We start from the raw sequence: 21,782 nt of genomic DNA, 5'->3' as shown, positions 1-21,782 counted from the left end.
CCATGGTCCGTCGAACCAAAGAGGAAGCCCAGGAAACCCGCGCCCAGATCATCGAGGCAGCGGAAAAGGCCTTCTATAAGCGCGGGGTTGCGCGAACTACCCTGGCCGACATCGCGGAGCTTGCGGGGGTCACCCGTGGGGCGATCTACTGGCACTTCAACAACAAGGCGGAGTTGGTCCAGGCGCTGCTCGACAGCCTGCACGAAACCCACGACCACCTGGCTCGCGCCAGCGAGAGCGAAGATGAAGTAGACCCGCTCGGCTGCATGCGCAAGCTGTTGCTGCAGGTATTTACCGAGTTGGTGCTGGACGCCCGAACCCGGCGTATCAATGAAATCCTGCATCACAAGTGCGAGTTCACCGATGAGATGTGTGAAATTCGTCAGCAGCGCCAAGGCGCGATCCTTGATTGCCATGAGGGCATCACCCTCGCGTTGGCCAATGCAGTACGCCGTGAACAGTTACCTGCGGATCTGGATGTGGAGCGTGCCGCCATCGCCCTGTTCGCCTATGTAGACGGGTTGATTGGCCGCTGGTTGTTGCTGCCGGACAGCTTCGACCTGCTGGCCAACGCCGAGCAATGGGTCGATACCGGGCTGGATATGCTGCGCTTGAGCCCTGGCATGCGCAAATGACACTTTGTTAAGGATTGTGAGGAAGTGTTGCCCGGTTGTATTAAGGGACAGTTAATGGGTTGGCCGAACTGACGCTATCGCGGGGCAAGCCCGCTCCCACGCTGCTGGCCCCTGCTGGGAGGCGTCGGAGCGGGCTTGCCCCGCGATAGCGCCCGTCCAACCACCTCGTCCTGCAATGCCAGCTCAATGCCCGCGCAATTGCCGATCCGGCAAACCAATCGCCGCGAACAAGCCCAACACGGCCACCGCTGCGCTGGCGATCAACAACTGCTTGAACATCTCCAGCAGCCGCGCCTGGGTCGCTGGGTCTGCATCCCCCGCCTGCAAACTGCCCAGTAGCGGATTACCCAGCAACGCAAACCCGCCATCGTGCAGCAGCGCCAGCATCAGGCTGGACATACAGGCAACGCCCATCGCGCCGCCCAGCGAGCGGAACAGATTGGTGGTGCTGGTGGCAACGCCAATGTCCTTGATCTGCACCGAGCTTTGCGTACCCACCAGCGAGGTCGGAAATTGCAAACCGCAGGCAATGCCCACCAGCAGCATGAACACAGCGCTGAGTAACCCCGACTGCGGCGGGGTGAGGGCCATGGCGAAAATCGCCAGCGGCATCAATACCGCGCCAGCAAGAATCTGCGGCTTGTAGCGGCCAGTCAGGCTGGTCAGCCGGCCGCCGCCAAACGCTCCCATCGGCAGCCCCATGGCCAATGGCAGCAGGTGCAGGGCCGCGCTATCGGCGCCCGCGCCGGTAATGCCTTGGTAACGCAGCGGCATCAGCATGGTCAGGGAAATCGACTGGAAGCTGGCGAAGAAGATCACCACCCAGCACAGCACAGCGACCCGATTGCTGAACAGCGAGAGGGGCAGCAGCGGCTCCTGGCAACGGCGCTCATGGCCAATGAACAGCAGCAACCCCAGCAGGGCGCAGCCGAACAGCGCCAACACGGGCGTGGACAGCCAGGCATGTCCCTGACCGACCAGGGTAATGCCAAGCAACAGACTGCCCAGGCCAATAATCAGTAGCACCGCCCCGAGGTAATCCACCTGTGCTTCACGGCGCTTGACTGGCATGCCGCGCAAGGCGCGGTTGATCACCCAGAGCGCCGCCAGGCCCAGCGGCAGGTTGATCCAGAACACCCAGTGCCAGGACAGGTACTCGGTTAGCCAGCCACCAAACACCGGCCCGGCCACGCTGGCCAGCGCGTACATGCTGCTGAAGTAGCCCTGATAGCGGCCACGCTCGCGCGGCGCCACGTAGTCACCGATGATCGCCTGGCTGACCGAGACCATGCCGCCTGCGCCGACCCCTTGCAGCACCCTGGCCAAGACCAGCTGCTCGATGTTCTGCGCCAACGCGCAAAACACCGAGGCGAGGGTGAATAGCGCGGTGCCGGTGAGGATCATCCGCCGACGGCCATACAGATCGCCAAGTTTGCCGTAGATCGGCACGGCCACGGTCATCGCCACCATGTAGCCAGAAATCACCCAGGCCAGCAGCCCGACATCGTTGAACTGGGCCGAGATCGCTGGCAGCGAGACGGCGACGATGGTCTGGTCCAGGGCACCGAGAAAGATCGCCAGCATCAGGGCGCTGAGGACACTGCGCAGGACGGCGGGGGGCAGGGCGGCGGTCACGGTCATACCTTGTAATTGAAAACAGCCGGATCGCGGGCTGCTCACGCTGGCCAAGTGTAACCTGACTTAGGTAGCTTCCTATGTAGTATGTGCATTCCCTATGCAAGATCGGCATTAGCCCTTTCACCCGGATGTGCATGGCTGCGTGATATCGTGGCCGGGCCGCAGAGGCTGAAATCAGGGGTTTGCACCAGCTTGGTGCATCATTTTGCCGCAGATTTTCCGGTCGCTGTATCCCACGCCTTTTATTCCTCTGCCTGCATGTCGAGCATGACCGCCCAGATGGCGACGGTTGGAACAGGTCAGGTAGACCCAATTTCGGGGTCGGTTGTCAGCCAGTTCAATTTCAACGTTATTGCGGAGTGATCATGCCCAAGGCTTCCCACCAAGATCTGCGTTTTGCCTTCCGTAAACTGCTCGCCTCAGGCTCGTGCTATCACACCGCCTCGGTCTTTGACCCGATGTCCGCCCGCATCGCCGCCGACCTCGGTTTTGAGGTGGGCATCCTTGGCGGTTCGGTCGCTTCGCTGCAGGTGCTGGCCGCGCCTGACTTCGCCCTGATCACCCTGAGCGAGTTCGTCGAACAGGCCACCCGCATCGGCCGTGTCGCCCAGTTGCCAGTGATGGCTGACGCCGACCATGGCTATGGCAATGCGCTGAACGTGATGCGCACGGTGATCGAGCTCGAGCGCGCCGGTGTGGCCGCGCTGACCATTGAAGACACCCTGTTGCCAGCACAGTTTGGCCGTAAGTCGACTGACCTGATTTCAGTGGAAGAGGGTGTTGGCAAGGTGCGCGCAGCCATCGAGGCACGGGTCGATTCGTCGCTGTCGATCATCGCCCGCACCAACGCCGGGGTGCTCACCACCGAAGAAATCATCGTGCGCACGCAGAGCTACCAGAAGGCCGGCGCCGATGCGATCTGCATGGTCGGGGTGAAGGACTTCGATCACCTGGAGCAGATTGCCGAGCACTTGAGCGTGCCGCTGATGCTGGTCAGCTACGGCAACCCGAATCTGCGTGACGACGAGCGTCTGGCGCGCCTGGGGGTGCGGATCGTGGTCGATGGGCACGCCGCCTACTTTGCCGCGATCAAGGCGACCTATGATTGCCTGCGCTTGCAGCGTGGCCAGCAGAACAAGTCCGAGAACCTCAGCGCTACCGAGCTTTCGCACACCTACACCCAGCCTGAGGACTACATCCGCTGGGCCAAGGAATACATGAGCGTCGAAGAGTAACGGCAGGCTGCCGTCGGCTTATCTGACGGCGCTCAGGGTCGCGGTGTGGGGAACGCAGTGCTCCTGGGCGCAACTGGCCGCCGAGTTGGGCTGGTTGCGTAGCAGTTCGACTCGCCAGCAGGCCGAGCCATAGAGGCCTGCGACCGCGACCAAGGCGAAGGCCACGGCGCATCTTCTTGTTCTTATGCTCATCGAGCTTACCTCCTTCAACAGCGACAGGTGGTAACTACAAGCATAGGTCAGTCTGATCACTTTGTAGGCAGTGGCGGCCTAAATGCCGCTATCCCACTGCGGCTCATCCTTGAAACGCTGAGCAAGAAAATCGAGCATGCTGCGCAAGGTCGCCGGCATGTGCTTGCGCGAGGTATAGACCGCATTCAGGTTCAGCTCCCGGGGCTTGGCCTGCGGCAGCAAGCGCAGCAGTTCGCCCTTTTTGAGGGCGCAAGCTGCCTGGTAAGTCGGCAGCATGGCGATGCCTGCGCCGGCCAGCGCGGCCTTCTGCAAGGTCATGGCTTCGTTGGCGCTGATATTGCCTTGCACCGGCACGGCGAGCTGACGGCCATCCACTTCGAAATGCCACAGGCTATGGCCGAAATAGGCATGGGTCAGGCAATTGTGTTGGCTCAACTCCTCCACCTGTTGCGGTACGCCATGGGTTTGCAGGTAAGCGGGGGCGGCGCAGACCACAGAGCGGCAGACCGTCAGGCGCCGGGCGATCAGGTTGGGATCAAGGTCGTTGCTGGTACGAATCGCCAAGTCGATGCGCTCGTCGACCAGATTGACCGTGCGATCGAGCATCTGCAGCTCGACCTTAACCCCTGGAAACAAGCTCACATACTCCGCTACTGCATCGACCAGTTGCGCTTGGCCAAATGACGTACTTACGCTAATGCGCAGCTCCCCGCGTGGCGCATCGTCCGGCTGGCGCACGGCGCTTTGCAGGTCGCCCGCCAACTCCAGCATTTGCCGGCAGCGCGGCAGCGTCTCCTGGCCAGCGGCGGTCAGGCTGAGTTTGCGCGTGGTGCGCTGCATCAGGCGTGCGCCGACCCAGTCTTCCAGTTCTGCCAGATAGCGCGACACTACTGGCCTGGACATCTGCAGATGATCCGCAGCTGCCGACTGGCTACCCAGGTCGACGACGGTGACAAACACGCGCATGGCGTTAAGACGGTCCATGATCTGCTCGATTTTGGAAACAAACTATGTAGCAGCATCGCATTTTTTGTAATGGATCGGGCAACTAAGCTGTCCTGCATCGACCATTCACAGGATCAGCCAATGTCATTTCTTACCCCCTTGCGCAGCGTGTTGCTGGCGTGCGCAGCACTCGCAGGCCCCGTACTGGCTGCCGAGCCTTTGCAGCTTGAGGTCTATAACCCAGGTCATGAGGCGATCTTTCCAGTCAGTTCGGTGATCGTCAGTGGCGAGCATGAGGCCATTCTGGTCGACGCTCAGTTCGGTAAGGCCCAGGCCGAGCAAGTGGTACAACGCCTGCGGGCCAGCGACAAGCGCTTGACCACGATCTACATCAGCCATGGCGACCCGGACTATTACTTTGGCCTGCAGACCCTGACCGCAGCCTTCCCCAAGGCGCGGGTGGTGGCCTCTGCCGCCACCGTGGCGCATATCCGCAAGACCATGGATGCCAAGCTAGCCTATTGGGGGCCGCAGATGGGTGCTGATCAGCCCACGCGTCTGCTCGTTCCGCAAGTGCTGCAAGGCGACCGCCTTGAGCTGGAAGGGCAGGCGCTGCAAATCATCGGCCTGGACGGCCCGCAGCCTGATCGCAGTTTCGTCTGGATTCCGTCGATCAAGGCGGTGGTCGGTGGCGTGGTGGTGGCCGAGCATATTCACGTGTGGATGGCCGATACTCAGACCGCGCAATCCCACGCCGACTGGCTGGCGACGCTGCAACGCATCGAACAGTTGGCTCCGCGCACGGTGATCCCTGGTCACTATCTGGGCAAAAGCAGCCAATCGCTGGACGCGGTGCGCTTCACTGCCAACTACATTCGTGCCTTCGACAGCGAAACCGCGAAGGCCAAGGATGCCAACGCGCTGATCGCAGCCATGAAAGCGCGTTACCCAGACCTTGCCGACGAAAGCTCGTTGGAGCTCAGCGCCAAGGTCGCCAAGGGCGAGATGAAGTGGTAATCCCTTACAACCTGATGGAGTGTTTCCCATGAGCAAGATCGCAATTATCGGTGCTACCGGACGGGCTGGCAGCCAGTTGCTGGAAGAGGCCCTGCGCCGTGGTCACAGTGTCGTGGCCATCGCCCGTGATCCGTCCGCGTTGCAAGGGCGCGAGGGCGTTACTGTAAAGGCCCTGGATGCCAAGGACAGCGCAGCGTTGCAGCAGGCTGTGGCCGGGGTCGACGCGGTGCTGAGTGCGGCGCACTTCTCCACCCTCGAACCGCGCGCGATCATCGAGCCGGTCAAGCGCGCCGGGGTCAAGCGCCTGCTGGTGGTGGGTGGGGCAGGTAGCCTGCTGTTGCCGTCGGGGCATCGGGTGATCGATAGCCCGGATTTCCCTGAGGCTTACAAGGCTGAGGCTACGGCTGGGGTGCGTTTTCTTGAAACGCTGCGTCAGGAGCAGAACCTGGATTGGACGTTCCTGTCGCCGTCGGCAGAGTTTGTCGAAGGGCAGCGCAGTGGCCGTTACCAGTTGGGCAAGGATCATCTGCTGATCGGGGCGGATGGCAAGAGCTGGATCAGCTTTGCCGATTACGCCATTGCCATGCTTGATGAGCTGGAGAAACCGGCGCATTCGCGGCAGCGGTTTACGGTCGGGTACTGAATGCTGGGGCCGCAGAGCGGCCCATCCAGCACAGCATCACTGCCTGGCACGTTGTTCCAGCCAATCCAGCAACTCGATCAACCCCGCAGGGGGGCTCTTGGCTGGGCTTGCCAGGTAATACGCCTTCCCCGTCATCACCTTCAAGCCAAACGGCATGCACAACCTGCCGCTGCGCAAGTCATCCCCAATCAACGCCCAGTCGCCAATCGCCACGCCAGTGCCCTGCGAGGCCATGGCCATCGCCATGTCCAGGGTTTCGAAGTGCTGGCGCGGGCCGTGCAGATCGAACCCTGCCCCCGCCGCCTGCAACCACAGCCGCCAGTCATGCTCGTCGCGCGAAGGGTGCAGGAGCATGTGCCCAGCCAGATCTTCGAGCTGCGCCAACGGCACTGAACCATCGAGCAAGGACGGCGCACACACCGGGGTCAACTGCTCATCGAACAGCTTGCGTACCCGCAGCCCATGATTGGGCGCACTGCCGTAGACCACCGCCGCATCGAACCCTTCGTGACGAAAATCCACCCCATGCTGCACGGTAGTGGTCAGCTCCACCGGCACGTCCGGACGCAGGGCCTGCCACTCCATCAAGCGCGGCAGCAGCCAGCGCATCACGCAGGTCGGCGCTTTGAGTTGCAGCGTGGCGCTGCGCCCGCCCACTTCACGCACACCCTGTTCGATCAGGGCAAACACCTGCTGCACCCGCGGCAGCCAGTCCTGGCCTTCGCGGGTCAGGCTCAGGCCGCGGGCCTGGCGCTGGAAAAGTGCATAGCCCAAGTGCTCTTCGAGGCCGGCAATCTGCCGACTGACCGCACCTTGGGTGATGTGCAACTGCTGCGCCGCACGGGTGAAATTGCAGTGCTGGGCAGTGACCAGAAACGTGTGCAGCGCGGGCAGGGGAGGGAGGCGCTTCATCGCATTCAGCCATGATCTGAGGACATGGCTAGTATGTGTTTTTTTGCATTGTGGCGATACCGGCTGCTTGGTTCCAATGAGCACTGATTTCAACAATAAAGCTGGGTATCAAACGATGGCAACCTGTGGCGAAGTACTGGTCAAACTGCTCGAAGGCTATGGCGTGGACCATGTCTTCGGCATCCCCGGCGTGCATACCGTGGAGCTCTATCGCGGACTTGCTGGCTCATCCATCCGCCATATCACTCCGCGCCACGAGCAGGGCGCAGGGTTCATGGCGGACGGCTATGCGCGCACCCGCGCCAAGCCTGGGGTGTGCTTCATCATCACCGGCCCTGGCATGACCAACATCACCACCGCCATGGGCCAGGCCTATGCCGATTCGATCCCGATGCTGGTGATCTCCAGCGTGCAGTCGCGCGACTCGCTCGGTGGTGGGCGTGGCAAGTTGCATGAGCTGCCTAATCAGTCTGCGCTGGTTGCCGGGGTGGCGGCGTTCTCTCATACCCTGATGTGTGCAGATGACCTGCCGCATGTGCTGGCGCGGGCCTTCGCGGTGTTCGAAGGAGCACGGCCGCGTCCGGTGCATATCGAGATTCCGCTGGATGTGCTGGTCGAGCCAGCTGATCACTTACTGCCAGGGCGCCCGGTGCGTACCAGCCGCGCCGCTGCATCGCCTGCGACTGTAGCCCTGATGGCCGAACGCCTGGCCAAGGCCCGTCGGCCACTGATCCTCGCTGGCGGTGGCGCACTGGCCGCAGGGGTGGAACTGACCGCCCTCGCCGAACACTTGCAGGCGCCGGTGGCGCTGACCATCAATGCCAAGGGCTTGCTGCCAGCCGCTCACTCGCTGCAGATCGGCTCGACCCAATCGCTGCCCGCCACCCGCGCGTTGGTGGCCGAGGCCGATGTGGTGCTGGCAATCGGCACCGAGTTGGCCGAGACCGATTACGACGTGACCTTCAAGGGTGGCTTCGAGATTCCCGGCAGCTTGCTGCGGATCGACATCGACCCTGACCAGACAGTTCGCAATTACTTGCCTGAGCTGGCGCTGGTGGCCGACGCCCAACAAGCGACAGGGGCGTTGCTCGCTGCGTTGCAGGCGCAGCCGCCAGCGGTGCTTGAGGCGCAGTGGGGGGTGGCCCGGGTGGGTCAGTTGCGCCAGGCGTTGGCGGCTGGTTGGGATCAGCCGACCCTGAGTCAGACGCGCCTGTTGACGGCGGTCCTGCAAACGTTGCCCCGGGCGATCCTGGTCGGCGACTCGACCCAACCGGTGTACACCGGCAATCTGACCCTGGACCTTGATCAGCCGCGCCGCTGGTTCAATGCCTCCACTGGCTACGGGACGCTTGGCTACGCCTTGCCAGCGGCCATGGGCGCCTGGCTCGGTAGCGCCGAGCAGGTCAGCCAGCGCTCGCCCGCAGTGTGCCTGATCGGCGATGGTGGCCTGCAATTCACCCTGCCGGAGCTGGCCAGCGCGGTGGAAGCGCAGGTGCCGCTGATCGTGCTGCTGTGGAATAACCAGGGCTATGAGGAGATCAAGAAGTACATGGTCAATCGGGCGATTGAGCCGGTGGGCGTGGATATTCATACGCCGGACTTTATCGGCGTGGCGCGGGCGTTGGGTGCGGCGGCTGAGGATGTGGCGGATGTGGCGCAATTGCAGGCGGCGTTGGCTAGCGCTGTCGAGCGTAAGGGGCCGACCTTGATCCAGGTGGATCAGGCGCAGTGGCAGCAGGCTGTGCAGGGCTGACGACCGCTGCGAGGGCTGCGACCTAGTTCGCGGGCAAGCCCGCTCCCACAGGTACAGCGTTGGACCACAAGGTAGCGTTGCCTGTGGGAGGTGGTCTGGGGAAACAGGTACAGCGTTGGACCACAGGGTAGCGTTGCCTCTGGGAGGTGGTTTGGGGAAACAGGTACAGCGCTGCGCCATAGAGCAGCGCGGTCCTTGTGGGAGCGGGCTTGCCCGCGAAGAGGCCGGCACTGACTGAAGCAGGACAGTGCTACGCAACAGTAGTCAGTTGGCGCTGGCCCTCAGCCTGGCCACATCCCGGATCGGCGGGGCGCCATACAGGCGGCTGTACTCGCGGCTGAACTGCGACGGGCTCTCGTAGCCCACCCGATAGCCCGCCACCGCTGCTTCTATCCCATCATTGAGCATCAACCGCCGCGCTTCTTGCAGGCGCAGTTGCTTTTGATACTGCAACGGGCTCATCGAGGTCACGGCTTTGAAACGGTGATGCAGGGTCGAGGTACTCAGGTTGACCTCACGCGCCAGGTCCTCGATGCGCAGCGGTTGCTGGTAATGCTGGTTGAGCCAGGCAATGGCCTGGCATACCCGGTGGGTCTGGCTGTTGGCCAAGGCTATTTCATACAGTCGATGACCTTGGGGACCACGCAATACGCGGTACAGCAGCTCGCGACGAACCAATGGCGCAAGCACTGCGATATCTCTTGGCGAGTCGAGTAGCCGCACCAGGCGCAGCAGCGCATCGAGCAAGGTCACGTCGCTGCGTTCGACGAACAGTCCGCGCCCCGACGGCATGCTGGGCACCAGCATCGGGCCGCTTTGGGCGATGAGCTGGCTAATTTCGGCCGGGTCGATGTCCAGGCGCAGGCCCAGGCAGGGGTTCTGTGGGGAGGCATCGAGCATCGCCCCGGTTATTGGCAAGGTCACCGAGACCACCATGTAATGCAGGGGGTCGTAGGTGTAGCGTTCATCGCCGAGAAACAGCGTCTTGTTACCCTGGGCAAGGATGCACAGGGCTGGCTGCGCCAGGGCAGGCATACCGCGCACATTCTCCTCATAGCGACTCAGGAACAAGCCGTCGATCACCGATTCAACCCCATTGGTCTCGGCGGTGTGGCGCAGGATCAGCCCGGAAAGCTCCTGGCGCAGGGTCTCCAAAGTCGGTTCGAGGGTCGCTGGCGTGGTCATGGCGTGGATCCTATGTAGTGACCAGCAGGATAGGTTTGGGCAAGCCGCGGCGCTAGTCGATTACTGCACGTCGATTGCCTGATCCTGCAACGTGGCAGGATCAGGCAATCGACGTGCAGTAATGGCCTAACGGCGCGCGCGGGCCAGGCCCTACGCTGGCCAGCCTGGTTTTTCCGTCCGCCCCGCTTCAAGGAGATCGTTCATGACCCAACGCCAACCGGTCACTCACTTGGCTTTTATCCGTGCCAGCAACGGTCGTTCGGCGGAACTCGGCGTGCGCCTGCGTGACCTGCTCGAGCCATCGCTGCGCATGCCCGGCTGCCTGAGTTTCAGCGTGCAGCGCTCGCAAGCGGATGACGACCTGTGGCTGCTCAGCGGCAGCTGGCGCGATCAGCAGGCGATGAGTGGCTATTTTGCCTCGCCTAATCTCGATCTGTTTGGTGAGCTGGTGCAGGCGCAGGTGGTCGCCAGCCTCGATCTGCATACCTTCAGTGACCAGGGCTCGGGTTAGAATGCGCACTTTTACCCAGACTGGATTGCACGATGGCACGTAGAGAGTTCCCCCACTTCGAAGCGGTTTCGGCGATGGTCCCCGTAGAAGGTGGTGGCTATAACGCGGCGATTGCCGTGAAGGCATTGAACGGCATGGGCACCCCGCGCTTTCACAAGGTGCTCGATGGCCAGGTGTTCAAAGGCGCGATAGCGGCCGATGAGGCCGCCTGCGCCGAGCTCGAACGCCTGCAAGGGGTGAGCGAAGAGGGCGAGCTGATCTGGTGATCAGCCGTTGACCTGGGGCCGGCCCATCTTGAACAGGTTGCCCAGTTCGAAGTAGTCCTGCGGGCCGCCGCCGCGCAGGATCGGCTCGCCGGCAGCGGTGTCGTAGATGCCGTCTTTGAGCAGATGCTCGGCGATGTGCACCGCCACTACTTCACCGAGGATCAGCCAGCTGGGCACCAGCTCCTGGTCAGCGCGTTTGAGCTGGACGATCTGGCTGACCTTGCATTCGAAGGCGACCGGGCTTTCACCCACCCGCGGCACGCCGACCAGCCGCGATGCCGTTGGCGTCAGGCCACTCAAGACGAACTCATCGACATCCGCAGCGACTGCTGCGCAGCTTTGGTTCATCTGCTCGGCCAGTGGCCGAGTGGCCAGGTTCCAGACGAATTCGCCGGTCTGCTCGATATTGTTCAGGCTGTCTTTGCGCCCGACACTGCAGAAACCGATGATCGGTGGAATGTAATTGAAGGCGTTGAAGAAGCTGTATGGCGCCAGGTTCAGGCGGCCTTCGCGGTCTTGCGAAGAGATCCAGCCGATGGGTCGAGGGCCGACGATGGCGTTGAACGGGTCGTGGGGCAGGCCGTGGCCTTTGGCGGGTTCGTAGTAGTACATCTGCTCAGGGCCGGGGCCCTTCCTCTGGGATGGACGAGGCGCCTAGTGTGCCAAGCCTGAGCCTTGCTGGAAATGATTAAGCCCGGCCGAAGCCGGGCTGGGTGTGAGCATCAGCATTCAGCTGATGCGGTGGGCGTTGGTGCGATCGAAGCCATCTTCGGCGAAGCGTGCGCCGCCAGTGCGGTCGAAGCCGTCTTCGGCAAAGCGTGCCCCGCCGGTGCGGTCGAAGCCATCTTCGGCAAAGCGTGCCCCGCCGGTGCGGTCGAAGCCATCTTCGGCAAAGCGTGCCCCGCCGGTGCGATCGAAACCATCTTCTGCGTAGGTAGCCGACTGGGTTTGAGCAGTGGCGAAGTTGTGCGCACTGGTGCGGTCAAAGCCGTCTTCGGCGAAGGCGCCAGTGGCCAGTACAGAGAGAGCCAGGGACAGGATCAGTTTGTTTTTCATGGTCGTTGCTCCGATGAGTAATTGGGTTGTTTGTTTCTATGGGTTTAATGCTACGCCTATTAAATCGATTAAAAAGCGCAAATATTAACGATTAGCAATCGATTTAATAGATGATTTATGGAGCGCTCTATCCGCTAACACCGATTAGCTCTCAGAAATGAAGGGGTACCGGTTCAAGAGGATGTGTCGCCAGTTTTTCCAGGATGGCGGCTTTGAATTAATGACAGGTTAAATGGATAGGAAGCGGCTGATGAGTGGCTTTGTCCTACATCGGCTGTGGATTTATCTGATCAGGCGCTTCGCTTTCAGCGATACGTACGCTGGCTTGGGTGACCACAAAATGAAAAAAAGGGCGCACCGTCTGGCGGTGCGCCCTTTGCTGGTTACAGCCCGAGCAGGATCAGTCGGTAGTGATCCGAGAGTGGGTCTTGGTGTCTTTCATGGTCGCGTAGACCAGCAGCGAGCACGCGATGCAGCCGGTGACGTACCAGTAGAAGCCGCTCTCCATGCCGACGCTCTTGAACCACAGCGCCACGTACTCGGCGGTGCCGCCGAAGATCGACACGGTCAGTGCGTACGGCAGGCCCACGCCCAGGGCGCGGATTTCAGTAGGGAACAGCTCGGCTTTGACCACGGCGTTGATCGAGGTGTAGCCGCTAACGATGATCAGTGCCGCCATGATCAGGAAGAACGCGCCCCACCAGGTGGTGATGGTGTGTAGGGTGCTGAGGATCGGTACGGTGAACAGGGTGCCGAGCACGCCGAAGGCGATCAGGATCGGGCGACGGCCAATCTTGTCGGACAGGCCACCAATCACCGGTTGCAGGCACATGAACAGGAACAGGGTGGCCGCCGAAATGGTGGTCGAGTCACTGATGCTCATGCCCACGGTGTTGACCAGGTACTTCTGCATGTAGGTGGTGTAGGTGTAGAAGGCCAGGGTACCGCCCATGGTCAGGCCGACTACGGTCAGCAGCTCCTTGGGATGGCGCATCAAGGTGCGCATCAGGCTTTCCTTGGACTTCTCTTTCTTGGTGAAGGAGGCAGTCTCTTCCATGCCACGACGCAGGTACAGCGCGACCACTGCGCACAGCGCGCCGATCACGAACGGTACACGCCAGCCCCAGGCGTACAGCTCTTCGGTGGTCAGGGTGTTCTGCAGAATGATCAGCACTGCCAGGGCAATGAGCTGGCCAGAGATCAGCGTCACGTACTGGAAGCTTGAGAAGAAGCCACGACGCTCCTTGCTGGCCATTTCGCTGAGGTAAGTGGCCGAGGTGCCGTATTCACCGCCCACCGACAGGCCTTGCAGCAAGCGCGCAAGTACCAGCAGGATCGGGGCAGCGACGCCGATGGTTTCATAGCCCGGGGTCAGGGCGATGACCAGCGAGCCTGCGCACATCAGCAGGACCGAGGCCATCAGTGCCGCTTTGCGGCCCTTGCGGTCGGCGTACAGGCCCATCAGCCAGCCGCCGATTGGGCGCATCAGGAAGCCCACGGCGAAAATTGCGGCGGTGTTGAGCAGTTGTGCGGTGGTGTCGCCAGCGGGGAAGAAGGCCTTGGCGAAGTACAGCGAGAATGCAGCGTAGACGTACCAGTCGTACCACTCGACCATGTTGCCGATCGAGCCGCTGAAAATCGACTTGAGACGGCTGGCGGTGGTTTTTTCCGCGGCAGGCGCTATGGCCGCCCCGGTTGGCAGGGAGGTGGCGTTATCCATCAGATGTAACCTTCTCGTTGTTTTTGTGGAGTGCGCTGTGACGCGCTTGCTCGGGTATTTGCAGAAGGTGTGCCAGATGGGTGCATTGCGATCCATTTGGGGGCGCAGACTGGCGCTGTTCAAGCCCCCCAAAAACCACGGAACCGCGAAACGTAGGCCTTGCACGACGCAATCGTGGCTGCGGCTTGTTGTCGCACGAAGCGGGAGCTGCGCTAGCACTATTCAGCTAAATCATCATCAGTGAGCGGATATCCGCTGATGATGATCGCCAGATAGGCAAAAATCCGCCTATTCGCGCTCGATAAAATCTTCCCGAACCAGACCATGGCGCTGCATCTTCTCGTTCAACGTTCGCCGTGGCAGTTGCAGGGTTTCCATCACGCCCTTGATCTCACCCTTATGCTGACGCAGGGCGGCGCGCAGGCATTGCGCCTCGAAGGCTTCCATCTGTTCGACCAACGATGGCCCGCCGTGGCTCTGCTCGGCACTGGACGCCCCCAGCCCCAAGGCATGGCGTTCTGCGGCATTGGCCAGCTCGCGCACATTGCCTGGCCAATCGTGGGCCAACAATTGCGCCAACTGTGCCCCGGATAGCGCAGGTGCGCTGCGGTTCAAGCGCTCGGCGCTGGTGCGGGCGAAAAACTCGAACAGCAGCGGGATGTCTTCTCGCCGTTCGCGCAGCGGTGCCAGGCGCAGTTCGGCGACGTTCAAGCGATAGGCCAGGTCTTCGCGGAAGCGCCCGGCGCGGGCTTCTTCCAGCAGATCCGGTTTGGTGGCGGCGATAATTCTCAGATCGACATTGATGCTTTGGTTGGCGCCCAGGCGTTCGAGCTTCTGCTCCTGGATCACTCGCAGCAGCTTGGCCTGTTGGGCCAACGGCATGCTCTCGATTTCGTCGAGAAACACCGTGCCGCCGTTGGCGTATTCCAGCTTGCCGATGCGTTTGCCCTGAGCACCGGTGAAGGCGCCGCTTTCATGGCCAAACAGTTCGGCTTCGAACAACGCTTCCGGGATCGCTGCGCAATTGAGCGCCACGAACGGCTTGTCGGCGCGCGGCCCGAAGTCGTGCAGGCAGCGCGCCACACGCTCTTTGCCGCTGCCGGTTTCCCCTCGAATCAGCACATTGACCGGCAGGCTAGCCAGGTCCAGCACCTGTCGGCGCAGTTGCTGCAGGCCCTGGGACATGCCCAGCAGCGTGCCCTCCAAACGCGCCTTGAGGTCGGCCTGTTCGTGCAGGCGGCGGTTCTCCAGCACCAGCTGGCGTTTTTCCAGGGCGCGGCGCAGGCTGCCCAGCAAGTGCTGGGGCGTGAAGGGCTTTTCCAGAAAGTCATAAGCGCCGTTGCGCATGGCTTCCACCGCCATCGGCACATCACCGTGGCCGGTGAGCAGTATTACTGGCAGGTCGGGGTCTTGTGCGTGTAACTGTTCAAGCAACTGCAAACCGCCCATCCCTGGCATGCGCACATCGCTGATGATCACCCCTGGGAAGTGCGCCGGCAGTTGCGCCAGGCACTCCTCGGCACGGGCGAACAGCTGCACACTGAAGCCCGACAGGCTCAGCCACTGTTCGACCGCGGTGCGGATACTGGCTTCATCATCGACGACGATCACTGAATTCAACATACCGGCTCCAGATCGCGAGGCAGGGTCAGGCTAAAGCGTGCGCCGCCAGGCAGGTTCTCGACCTGCAACTGGCCGCCGGCATCATGGACGATGCCATAGGAGATCGCCAGGCCCAGGCCGAGGCCTTCGCCCACCGGTTTGGTGGTGAAGAACGGATCGAAGACCTTGGCCAGGTCGGTTTCAGCGATACCGCCACCGGAGTCGAGCACGCTCAGGCGCCACTGGCCGTTGTCAGTTTCGATGCGGATCTCCAGGCGTTTGTAGCGTTTGTCGGCCATGGCGTCGAGGGCATTGCGCAGCAGGTTGATCAGCACCTGCTCCAGGCGGATCGCATCACCGCGCACCCAGGCCGGGCGGGCCAGGTACAGCGCCACTTCGACTTCATCGCTGCGGATACGGGCGTCCAATAGATGCAGGGCCTGGTCGACCACATTGGCCAGGTCCAGGCGTTCGCGCAGCCCACCAGGGCTATTGCGGGCGAAGGTCTTCAGGTGGCCGGTGAGCGCCGCCATGCGCGCGAGCATTTGCTCCAGCGGCTCCAGGGCTTGGCGCGCTTCATCGAGGCGGCCATGGTCGAGCAGCAGACGCAGGGTTTCCAGTTGCATGCGTTGGGTGGTCAGTGGCTGGTTGATCTCATGCGCCAGCGCTGCTGACATCTGTCCCAGCGCCGCCAGTTTGGCCGACTGCACCAGCCCCTCCTGGGCGGTGCGCAGTTCACGGGTGCGCTCTTCGACCTGGCGCTTGAGCTCTTCACGGCTGCGCTGGCGCAAGCGCGCCAGGCGCAGGCGCTGGCTGACGAACAGCGCGGCGAACACCAGGGTCAGCCAGATCGCGGCGGCGGCCAGCGCGGCGTTGCGTCCGTCCTCGCTGACCTGGGGTTTTCGCAGCAGGTGCAAGGTCCAGCCTTCGCCTTCCAGCGGCAGGCTTTGCCACAGGTATTCAACCGGGCCATCCGGGCGTTGCACGCGGCTCAGGTGGCTGTTGCCATCGAAGCGCGTCAACACCTGGTGCTGCAGCGGGACCAGTGGTTGCTTGTCGTACTGACGGGTTTCGGCCAGTTCTGTGCGGTCGGCGCCCGTCAGCGGCGCCAGTTCGCGATATCGCCAGCCGTCCTGGTTGGCGATGAAGATGATCCCGCGAGCATCGCTGACCAACAGAACATCGCTGCCCTGGCGCCATTCGCGCTCAAGTTCGGGGAACTCCAGCTTGACCACCATGGCGCCGAGAAAGCGCCCTTGCTCGTCGTTGACCGCGCTTGAGAGAAAATAACCTGGCACGCCACTGGTCACGCCGACCGCGTAGAAGCGGCCACTGCCCTGGGTGCGGGTCTGTTTGAAGTAGGGGCGAAAGCCATAGTTGGAGCCGACATAGGTGGTCGGCAGGCGCCAGTTGCTGGCGGCGACCGCCAGGCCGGTATGGTCGAGCAACTCCAGGGTGGAGGAATTGGCCGCGCCGTTGATGCGTTCGAGCTTGCGGTTGAGGGCATCTTGCACCGGCTCGCTGACCGGGCCACGCAAGGCGGCGATCAGTTCCGGGTCCAGTGCCAGTACCGCCGGCAGGGCGCGGTAGCGTTCGATCAGGGTATGCAGGGAATTGGCGTACAAGCCCAATTGCTGGGCGGCACGGCGGGCGTCGGTTTCCATCGACTGGCGCTTGGCCTGATGCATGGCCCAACCGGCGCTCAGGACGGTGCCGACCAGAATCAGTAACACGATCAGGCCCAGGCGCAGTGCGCGAAACGAAGAAGGCATGGTGCGGGTCCTGGGGCTGTTGAGATCTATTGGAGGTGTGCTAGGTGTGCCGGCCTCATCGCGGGGCAAGCCCGCTCCCACGCGTATCCCTCTGTTGAGACTGCGCGGGAGCGGGCTTGCCCCGCGATGAGGCCGGTGAAGGCACCCCGTCGCAGGCGCCTTGCTCTGGCAGAGGCCTTACAGCAACTCGAAACTCTGCTGCTGCACCGCTTCGGAATCGAGCCCGACCTGCACATTGAACTGGCCCGGCTCAGCCACCCGCTGCAGCTGGCCATTGTAGAACTTCAGGTCTTCTTCGCTGATGCTGAAGGTCAAGGTTCGCGACTCGCCGGCCTTGAGCATCAGTTTCTGGAAGTTCTTCAGTTCCTTGACCGGACGGCTCATCGAAGCGCTGACGTCTTGCAGATACAACTGCACCACAGTCTCGCCATCACGCTTGCCGGTGTTCTTCACGGTCACCTTGGCGTGCAAGGTGTCGCCGCGCTTGAGCTGAGTGCTGGCAAGCTTCAACCCCGACAGCTCGAAGCTGCTGTAGCTCAGGCCATAGCCGAACGGGTACAACGGGCCATTAGGCTCCTCGAAGTACTGCGAGGTGTAGTTGCCAGGCTTTCCAGGGGTGAACGGACGGCCGATGCGCAGGTGGTTGTAATACATCGGGATCTGCCCGACCGAACGCGGGAAGGTGATGGCCAGCTTGCCGGACGGGTTGTAGTCGCCAAACAGCACATCGGCTATGGCATTGCCGCCTTCGGTGCCGCTGAACCAGGTTTCGAGCAGGGCATCAGCCTGGTCACGTTCCCAGGCGATCGACAGCGGGCGGCCGTTCATCAGCACCAGCACCAGCGGCTTGCCGGTGGCCTTCAGTGCCTTGATCAGCTCGCGTTGCACCGCGGGAATTTCCAGAGTGGTGCGGCTCGACGACTCGTGGGACATGCCGCGCGATTCACCGACCACGGCAACAACCACGTCGGATTGCTTGGCGGCCTTGACCGCCTCGTCGATCAGCACCGCGGCAGGGCGCAGGTCGTCGACGATTTCCGGGGCGTCGAAGTTGAGGAAGTTCAGGTAGTCGAACATGGCCTTGTCGCCAGTGACATTCGAGCCCTTGGCGTAGATCAGCTTGGCCTTGTCGCCGACTGCGCGGCGCAGCCCTTCGCGCACAGTGACGGAATGCTCGGGGCGGCCATCGGCGGCCCAGCTGCCCATCATGTCGATCGGTGCATCGGCCAGGGGGCCGACCAGGGCGATGGTGCCGGTTTTCTTCAGCGGCAAGGTCTGGTTACGGTTTTCCAGCAACACCAGGCTGCGCCGGGCGACATCGCGGGCGGCGTCGCGGTGCAGTCGGTCGTTAGCGTAATAGTCCTTCAGATCGGTCTCGGCCTTGCCGATGCGCACGTACGGGTTGTCGAACAGGCCCATCTCGTACTTGGCACCCAGAACCTCGCGCACCGCCTGGTCGAGTTCGGCCTGGGTCACTTCGCCAGACTTGAGCAGGCCGGGCAGTTCTTCACCATACAGGGTGTCGTTCATGCTCATGTCGATGCCGGCCTTGATCGCCAGCTTGGCCGCTTCGCGCCCGTCCTTGGCCACGCCGTGACGGATCAGCTCCTGGATCGCGCCATGGTCGCTGATGGTCACGCCCTTGAAGCCCCACTCCTTGCGCAGCAGGTCATTCATCAGCCAGGTGTTGGAGGTGGCTGGCACGCCGTTGATCGAGTTGAGCGCGACCATCACGCCACCGGCACCCGCATCGAGCGCGGCGCGGTAGGGCGGCAGGTAGTCGTTGTACATTTTCGGCAGGCTCATATCGACCGTGTTGTAGTCGCGCCCGCCTTCCACTGCGCCGTACAGGGCGAAGTGCTTGACGATGGCCATGATGCTGTCGGGATTTTTTGCACTCGATCCCTGGAAGCCCTTGACCATCTCCTGGCCAATGCGCGAAGTCAGGTAGGTGTCTTCGCCGAAGCCTTCACTGGTGCGGCCCCAGCGCGGGTCGCGGGCGATGTCGACCATTGGTGCGAAGGTCATGTCCAGGGCATCGGCGGAGGCCTCGATGGCCGAGGTGCGGCCGACCTTGGCAATCGCGTCCATGTCCCAGGTCGCTGCCAGGCCCAGGCTGATCGGGAAGATGGTGCGCTCGCCATGGATGGTGTCGTAGGCGAAGAACATCGGGATCTTCAACCGGCTGCGCATGGCGGCGTCCTGCATCGGGCGGTTTTCCGGCGCGGTGCGCGAGTTGAAGGTGCCGCCAATGCGTCCGGCGGCGATTTCCTCGCGGATCTTTTCCTTCGGCATCTCTGGGCCGATGCTGATCAGGCGCAGCTGGCCGATCTTCTCATCGACGGTCATCTGCCCGATCAGGTGGTCGATGAACGCCTGCTTGTCTTGCAGGGGCGGGGCGGAGTTAGCGGCCAGGGCCGCCTGGCTGGCAAGGGCCATGGCCAGGCCCAGCGAAGACAGTTTCATCATCAATTCCATTGTCGTGGCCTGGGCCGTATCCACAGGGATACGCGCGCGGCCTAAAGTTGTCGGGCGGCTGTTGTTCTTGGGTAATAGGGCGATCTTTCCGATCATTCCTACAGCAGGATGCAGCGGCAGCGGAGGATTATGCCTGATGTCACGCAGTTGTTGAGATACACTCGCGCCAGCCCCGTGCCGGGACAACAACTATAAGAACGTTAGAGACCGATGGCATGACCGTTTTCAACCAATACGAGCAACGCCAGATTGCCGAGGCCATTGCCCGCGCCGAGCGGCGCACCGACGCGGAACTGGTGACGGTACTGGCGCGCCGCGCCGACGACTATGCCTACCTGCCGCTGTTCTGGGCGGCGCTGCTGGCGCTGGCGATTCCTGCGGTACTGCATCTACTGATCAATTGGCCGAGCTTGCGCGCGTTGCTGGTGGCCCAGGTGGTGCTGTTCATCGGCCTGTGTCTGCTGCTGCGCAATGCCCGCCTGGCCAGCCTGGTAACCCCGCGTCTGCTGCGCCATCGGCGTGCCTCGGGCCTGGCGCGCCAGCAGTTTCGCGAGTTGAACCTGCAGCGTACCGCTGGCGCTACTGGCGTGCTGATCTTCGTCAGCGAGGCCGAGCACTATGTGGCGATCCTGGCTGACAAAGGCATCGAACAGCATCTCGATGCCCAGGCCCGGGCCGTGCTGGTCGCCCGTTTCACCGAGCAGGTGCGCCAGGGCCGGACCTTGCAAGGCTTCGTCGAATGCATCGATGCTTGCGGTGAGCTGCTCAGCCGCCAGCTGCCGGCCACCCATAGCCGCAACGAATTGCCCAACCGCCTGGTGATCCTCGACTGAGCCACGCCCATCGAGAAAACCTTCGCGCAAGGCTGCCAGCGACGTAGAATGCCCGCCATTGCGCGCAGCGCTGGCAATTCGAGGCACCCCGTTCCCATGTCCGCCAACCCTTCCGCTTCCACCGCGCCGGATGCGCGTGGCCAATTTCTGCGCCTGCTGGCCGATGCCCTGGAGCAAGGCAGCCTGAGCAAGCTGGTGCTCGCTCGTCACGTTGGCGCCGACCAGAGCCTGCAACGGATCATCGCCAAGCCGCTGTTGGTCAAGGGCCAGCCAAGCCTGTCGCTGGTCTACCGCCATCAAACCCGCGACATCACCCGCAACGTACCAGTCGAGCAAGCGCAAGCGCTGGTCGCCGAGCTGTTGCCGGACAGCTTTCGCAATGCGCACCTGTTCACCACTGACGGCGAAGTGCAGCTGGCCTTCAGCAAAAAGGGTAAGCCGATGCTTCAGCGCCATGTGGCGCAGGCTCCGCGCGAAGCCGCGCCTGCGGCTGGGCATGACCGCGAGAAAAAACGCTACCTGGAGCTTTCCAGGCCGTTCCTGCGCGATCTGGGGGTGACCGATGGCCAGGGCGCGCTGATCCCGTCGATGTCGCGCAAGTGGAAGCAGATCAACAAGTTCATCGAAGTCTTCGACCATGCCCTGGCCAGTGCCCCGCTGGCGGCGGCGCAGCCATTGCGGGTTGCCGACTTCGGTTCGGGCAAGGGCTACCTGACCTTCGCCATGCATGATTACCTGCGCAACTCCCTGGGCCGCGAGGCGCAGGTCACTGGCGTCGAATTGCGCCAGGACATGGTCGACTTGTGCAACACCGCCGCCGCGCGTCTTGAGCATCCAGGCCTGGTATTCGAGTGCGGCGATGTGCGTAGCGTGGTGCCCGAGGCCATCGAGGTGATGATCGCCCTGCACGCGTGTGACATCGCCACCGACTACGCCATCCACACCGGTATCCGCTGCAACGCGGCGATCATCATGTGCTCGCCGTGCTGTCACAAACAGGTACGCCCGCAGTTGCAGAGCCCAGGCTTGTTGCAGCCAATGTTGCAGTACGGCCTGCATCTGGGGCAACAGGCCGAGATGCTCACCGACAGCCTGCGCGCCTTGTACCTGGAGGCCTGTGGCTACGAGACCAAGGTGTTCGAGTTCATCTCGCTGGAGCACACCAACAAGAACAAGATGATTCTTGCGGTCAAGCGCAAGCAGCCGGTGGATGCGACTGCCCTTTTGCAGAAGATTGCCCAGCTCAAGGCGTTCTATGGCGTCAGCGAGCATTGCCTGGAGACGTTGTTGCGGGCGGATGGGTTGATCGCTATCTGACTGCGCGTTGGCCTTTTCGCGGGCAAGCCCGCTGCCACAAGTACCGCGATACCTTCGAAGGCAGCGCTATCC

General features: G+C 62.5%; 20 protein-coding genes. 9 read left to right on the top strand and 11 right to left on the bottom strand.

The window, feature by feature from the left end; translation table 11 throughout:
* Positions 1 to 2: 2 nt before the first annotated feature.
* Positions 3 to 635: a TetR family transcriptional regulator gene (locus ACF8K2_RS10060; protein ID WP_186553953.1), complete on the top strand. Its 633-nt coding sequence runs from the start codon at positions 3 to 5 to the stop codon at positions 633 to 635.
* A gap of 183 nt (positions 636 to 818) precedes the next feature.
* On the opposite strand, the gene ACF8K2_RS10055 is transcribed toward ACF8K2_RS10060, so the two are convergent.
* Entirely contained in the window at positions 819 to 2,270 is a 1,452-nt protein-coding gene (locus tag ACF8K2_RS10055; RefSeq protein WP_392464631.1) for an MDR family MFS transporter, read from the bottom strand.
* 368 nt (positions 2,271 to 2,638) lie between these two features.
* On the opposite strand from ACF8K2_RS10055, the gene ACF8K2_RS10050 reads away from it, so the two are divergent.
* Positions 2,639 to 3,508, top strand: a complete 870-nt coding sequence (locus ACF8K2_RS10050) for an oxaloacetate decarboxylase (RefSeq protein WP_186553955.1) — start codon at positions 2,639 to 2,641, stop codon at positions 3,506 to 3,508.
* Between the two features lie 18 nt (positions 3,509 to 3,526).
* Here the strand turns inward: ACF8K2_RS10050 and ACF8K2_RS10045 are convergent, their stop codons facing one another.
* Positions 3,527 to 3,700 carry a hypothetical protein gene (locus tag ACF8K2_RS10045; RefSeq protein WP_217838537.1) on the bottom strand — a complete coding sequence of 58 codons (174 nt, stop codon included), beginning with the start codon at positions 3,698 to 3,700 and terminating at the stop codon, positions 3,527 to 3,529.
* A 78-nt stretch (positions 3,701 to 3,778) separates the two neighbouring features.
* The gene (locus ACF8K2_RS10040; RefSeq protein ID WP_186553956.1) at positions 3,779 to 4,684 is read right to left on the bottom strand and encodes a LysR family transcriptional regulator; all 906 of its coding nucleotides are present in this window, start codon (positions 4,682 to 4,684) and stop codon (positions 3,779 to 3,781) included.
* 102 nt (positions 4,685 to 4,786) lie between these two features.
* Between ACF8K2_RS10040 and ACF8K2_RS10035 the strand changes: the two genes are divergently transcribed.
* On the top strand, positions 4,787 to 5,662 hold the full coding sequence (locus ACF8K2_RS10035; RefSeq protein ID WP_392464630.1) for an MBL fold metallo-hydrolase: 876 nt from the start codon (positions 4,787 to 4,789) through the stop codon (positions 5,660 to 5,662).
* A 28-nt stretch (positions 5,663 to 5,690) separates the two neighbouring features.
* Entirely contained in the window at positions 5,691 to 6,305 is a 615-nt protein-coding gene (locus ACF8K2_RS10030; protein ID WP_392464629.1) for an NAD(P)-dependent oxidoreductase, read from the top strand.
* A gap of 36 nt (positions 6,306 to 6,341) precedes the next feature.
* On the opposite strand, the gene ACF8K2_RS10025 is transcribed toward ACF8K2_RS10030, so the two are convergent.
* The gene (locus tag ACF8K2_RS10025; RefSeq protein ID WP_392464625.1) at positions 6,342 to 7,217 is read right to left on the bottom strand and encodes a LysR substrate-binding domain-containing protein; all 876 of its coding nucleotides are present in this window, start codon (positions 7,215 to 7,217) and stop codon (positions 6,342 to 6,344) included.
* A gap of 115 nt (positions 7,218 to 7,332) precedes the next feature.
* Here ACF8K2_RS10025 and ACF8K2_RS10020 point away from each other — a divergent pair, with 115 nt between their 5' ends.
* Positions 7,333 to 8,970 carry a 5-guanidino-2-oxopentanoate decarboxylase gene (locus tag ACF8K2_RS10020; RefSeq protein ID WP_392464623.1) on the top strand — a complete coding sequence of 546 codons (1,638 nt, stop codon included), beginning with the start codon at positions 7,333 to 7,335 and terminating at the stop codon, positions 8,968 to 8,970.
* A gap of 264 nt (positions 8,971 to 9,234) precedes the next feature.
* On the opposite strand, the gene ACF8K2_RS10015 is transcribed toward ACF8K2_RS10020, so the two are convergent.
* On the bottom strand, positions 9,235 to 10,155 hold the full coding sequence (locus ACF8K2_RS10015; protein ID WP_392464622.1) for an AraC family transcriptional regulator N-terminal domain-containing protein: 921 nt from the start codon (positions 10,153 to 10,155) through the stop codon (positions 9,235 to 9,237).
* A gap of 202 nt (positions 10,156 to 10,357) precedes the next feature.
* Here ACF8K2_RS10015 and ACF8K2_RS10010 point away from each other — a divergent pair, with 202 nt between their 5' ends.
* Complete coding sequence (locus tag ACF8K2_RS10010) at positions 10,358 to 10,666, top strand: antibiotic biosynthesis monooxygenase family protein (protein ID WP_264236251.1); 309 nt, start codon at positions 10,358 to 10,360, stop codon at positions 10,664 to 10,666.
* Between the two features lie 32 nt (positions 10,667 to 10,698).
* Complete coding sequence (locus tag ACF8K2_RS10005) at positions 10,699 to 10,932, top strand: hypothetical protein (protein ID WP_186553963.1); 234 nt, start codon at positions 10,699 to 10,701, stop codon at positions 10,930 to 10,932.
* Here ACF8K2_RS10005 and ACF8K2_RS10000 read toward each other — a convergent pair whose 3' ends face one another.
* From ACF8K2_RS10000 to bglX, 6 genes are all read right to left on the bottom strand, one after another.
* Positions 10,933 to 11,544 carry a flavin reductase family protein gene (locus tag ACF8K2_RS10000; RefSeq protein WP_264236253.1) on the bottom strand — a complete coding sequence of 204 codons (612 nt, stop codon included), beginning with the start codon at positions 11,542 to 11,544 and terminating at the stop codon, positions 10,933 to 10,935.
* A 117-nt stretch (positions 11,545 to 11,661) separates the two neighbouring features.
* A complete protein-coding gene (locus ACF8K2_RS09995; RefSeq protein ID WP_392464620.1) occupies positions 11,662 to 11,988 on the bottom strand; it encodes a hypothetical protein in 327 nt (108 codons plus the stop codon).
* 400 nt (positions 11,989 to 12,388) lie between these two features.
* Positions 12,389 to 13,708: an MFS transporter gene (locus tag ACF8K2_RS09990; protein WP_186553966.1), complete on the bottom strand. Its 1,320-nt coding sequence runs from the start codon at positions 13,706 to 13,708 to the stop codon at positions 12,389 to 12,391.
* Positions 13,709 to 13,996: 288 nt separating this feature from the next.
* The gene (locus ACF8K2_RS09985; protein WP_392464617.1) at positions 13,997 to 15,331 is read right to left on the bottom strand and encodes a sigma-54-dependent transcriptional regulator; all 1,335 of its coding nucleotides are present in this window, start codon (positions 15,329 to 15,331) and stop codon (positions 13,997 to 13,999) included.
* The gene (locus ACF8K2_RS09980; protein WP_392464615.1) at positions 15,325 to 17,082 is read right to left on the bottom strand and encodes an ATP-binding protein; all 1,758 of its coding nucleotides are present in this window, start codon (positions 17,080 to 17,082) and stop codon (positions 15,325 to 15,327) included. Before ACF8K2_RS09980 ends, ACF8K2_RS09985 begins: the two co-directional genes overlap by 7 nt.
* A gap of 177 nt (positions 17,083 to 17,259) precedes the next feature.
* A complete protein-coding gene (gene bglX, locus ACF8K2_RS09975; RefSeq protein ID WP_392464614.1) occupies positions 17,260 to 19,551 on the bottom strand; it encodes a beta-glucosidase BglX in 2,292 nt (763 codons plus the stop codon).
* Positions 19,552 to 19,775: 224 nt separating this feature from the next.
* On the opposite strand from bglX, the gene ACF8K2_RS09970 reads away from it, so the two are divergent.
* The gene (locus ACF8K2_RS09970) at positions 19,776 to 20,393 is read left to right on the top strand and encodes a TPM domain-containing protein (RefSeq protein WP_392464613.1); all 618 of its coding nucleotides are present in this window, start codon (positions 19,776 to 19,778) and stop codon (positions 20,391 to 20,393) included.
* A gap of 96 nt (positions 20,394 to 20,489) precedes the next feature.
* Positions 20,490 to 21,710 (top strand): class I SAM-dependent methyltransferase, encoded by a 1,221-nt coding sequence (locus ACF8K2_RS09965; RefSeq protein WP_392464611.1) that lies wholly within the window; start codon positions 20,490 to 20,492, stop codon positions 21,708 to 21,710.
* Positions 21,711 to 21,782 lie beyond the last annotated feature (72 nt).

The organism is Pseudomonas sp. xss_2, assembly GCF_043104195.1.
Classification (GTDB): Bacteria; Pseudomonadota; Gammaproteobacteria; order Pseudomonadales; family Pseudomonadaceae; genus Aquipseudomonas; species Aquipseudomonas urmiensis.
Note: the sequence above shows the minus strand (reverse complement) of the source record. Positions and strands in the feature narration are given on the sequence as shown.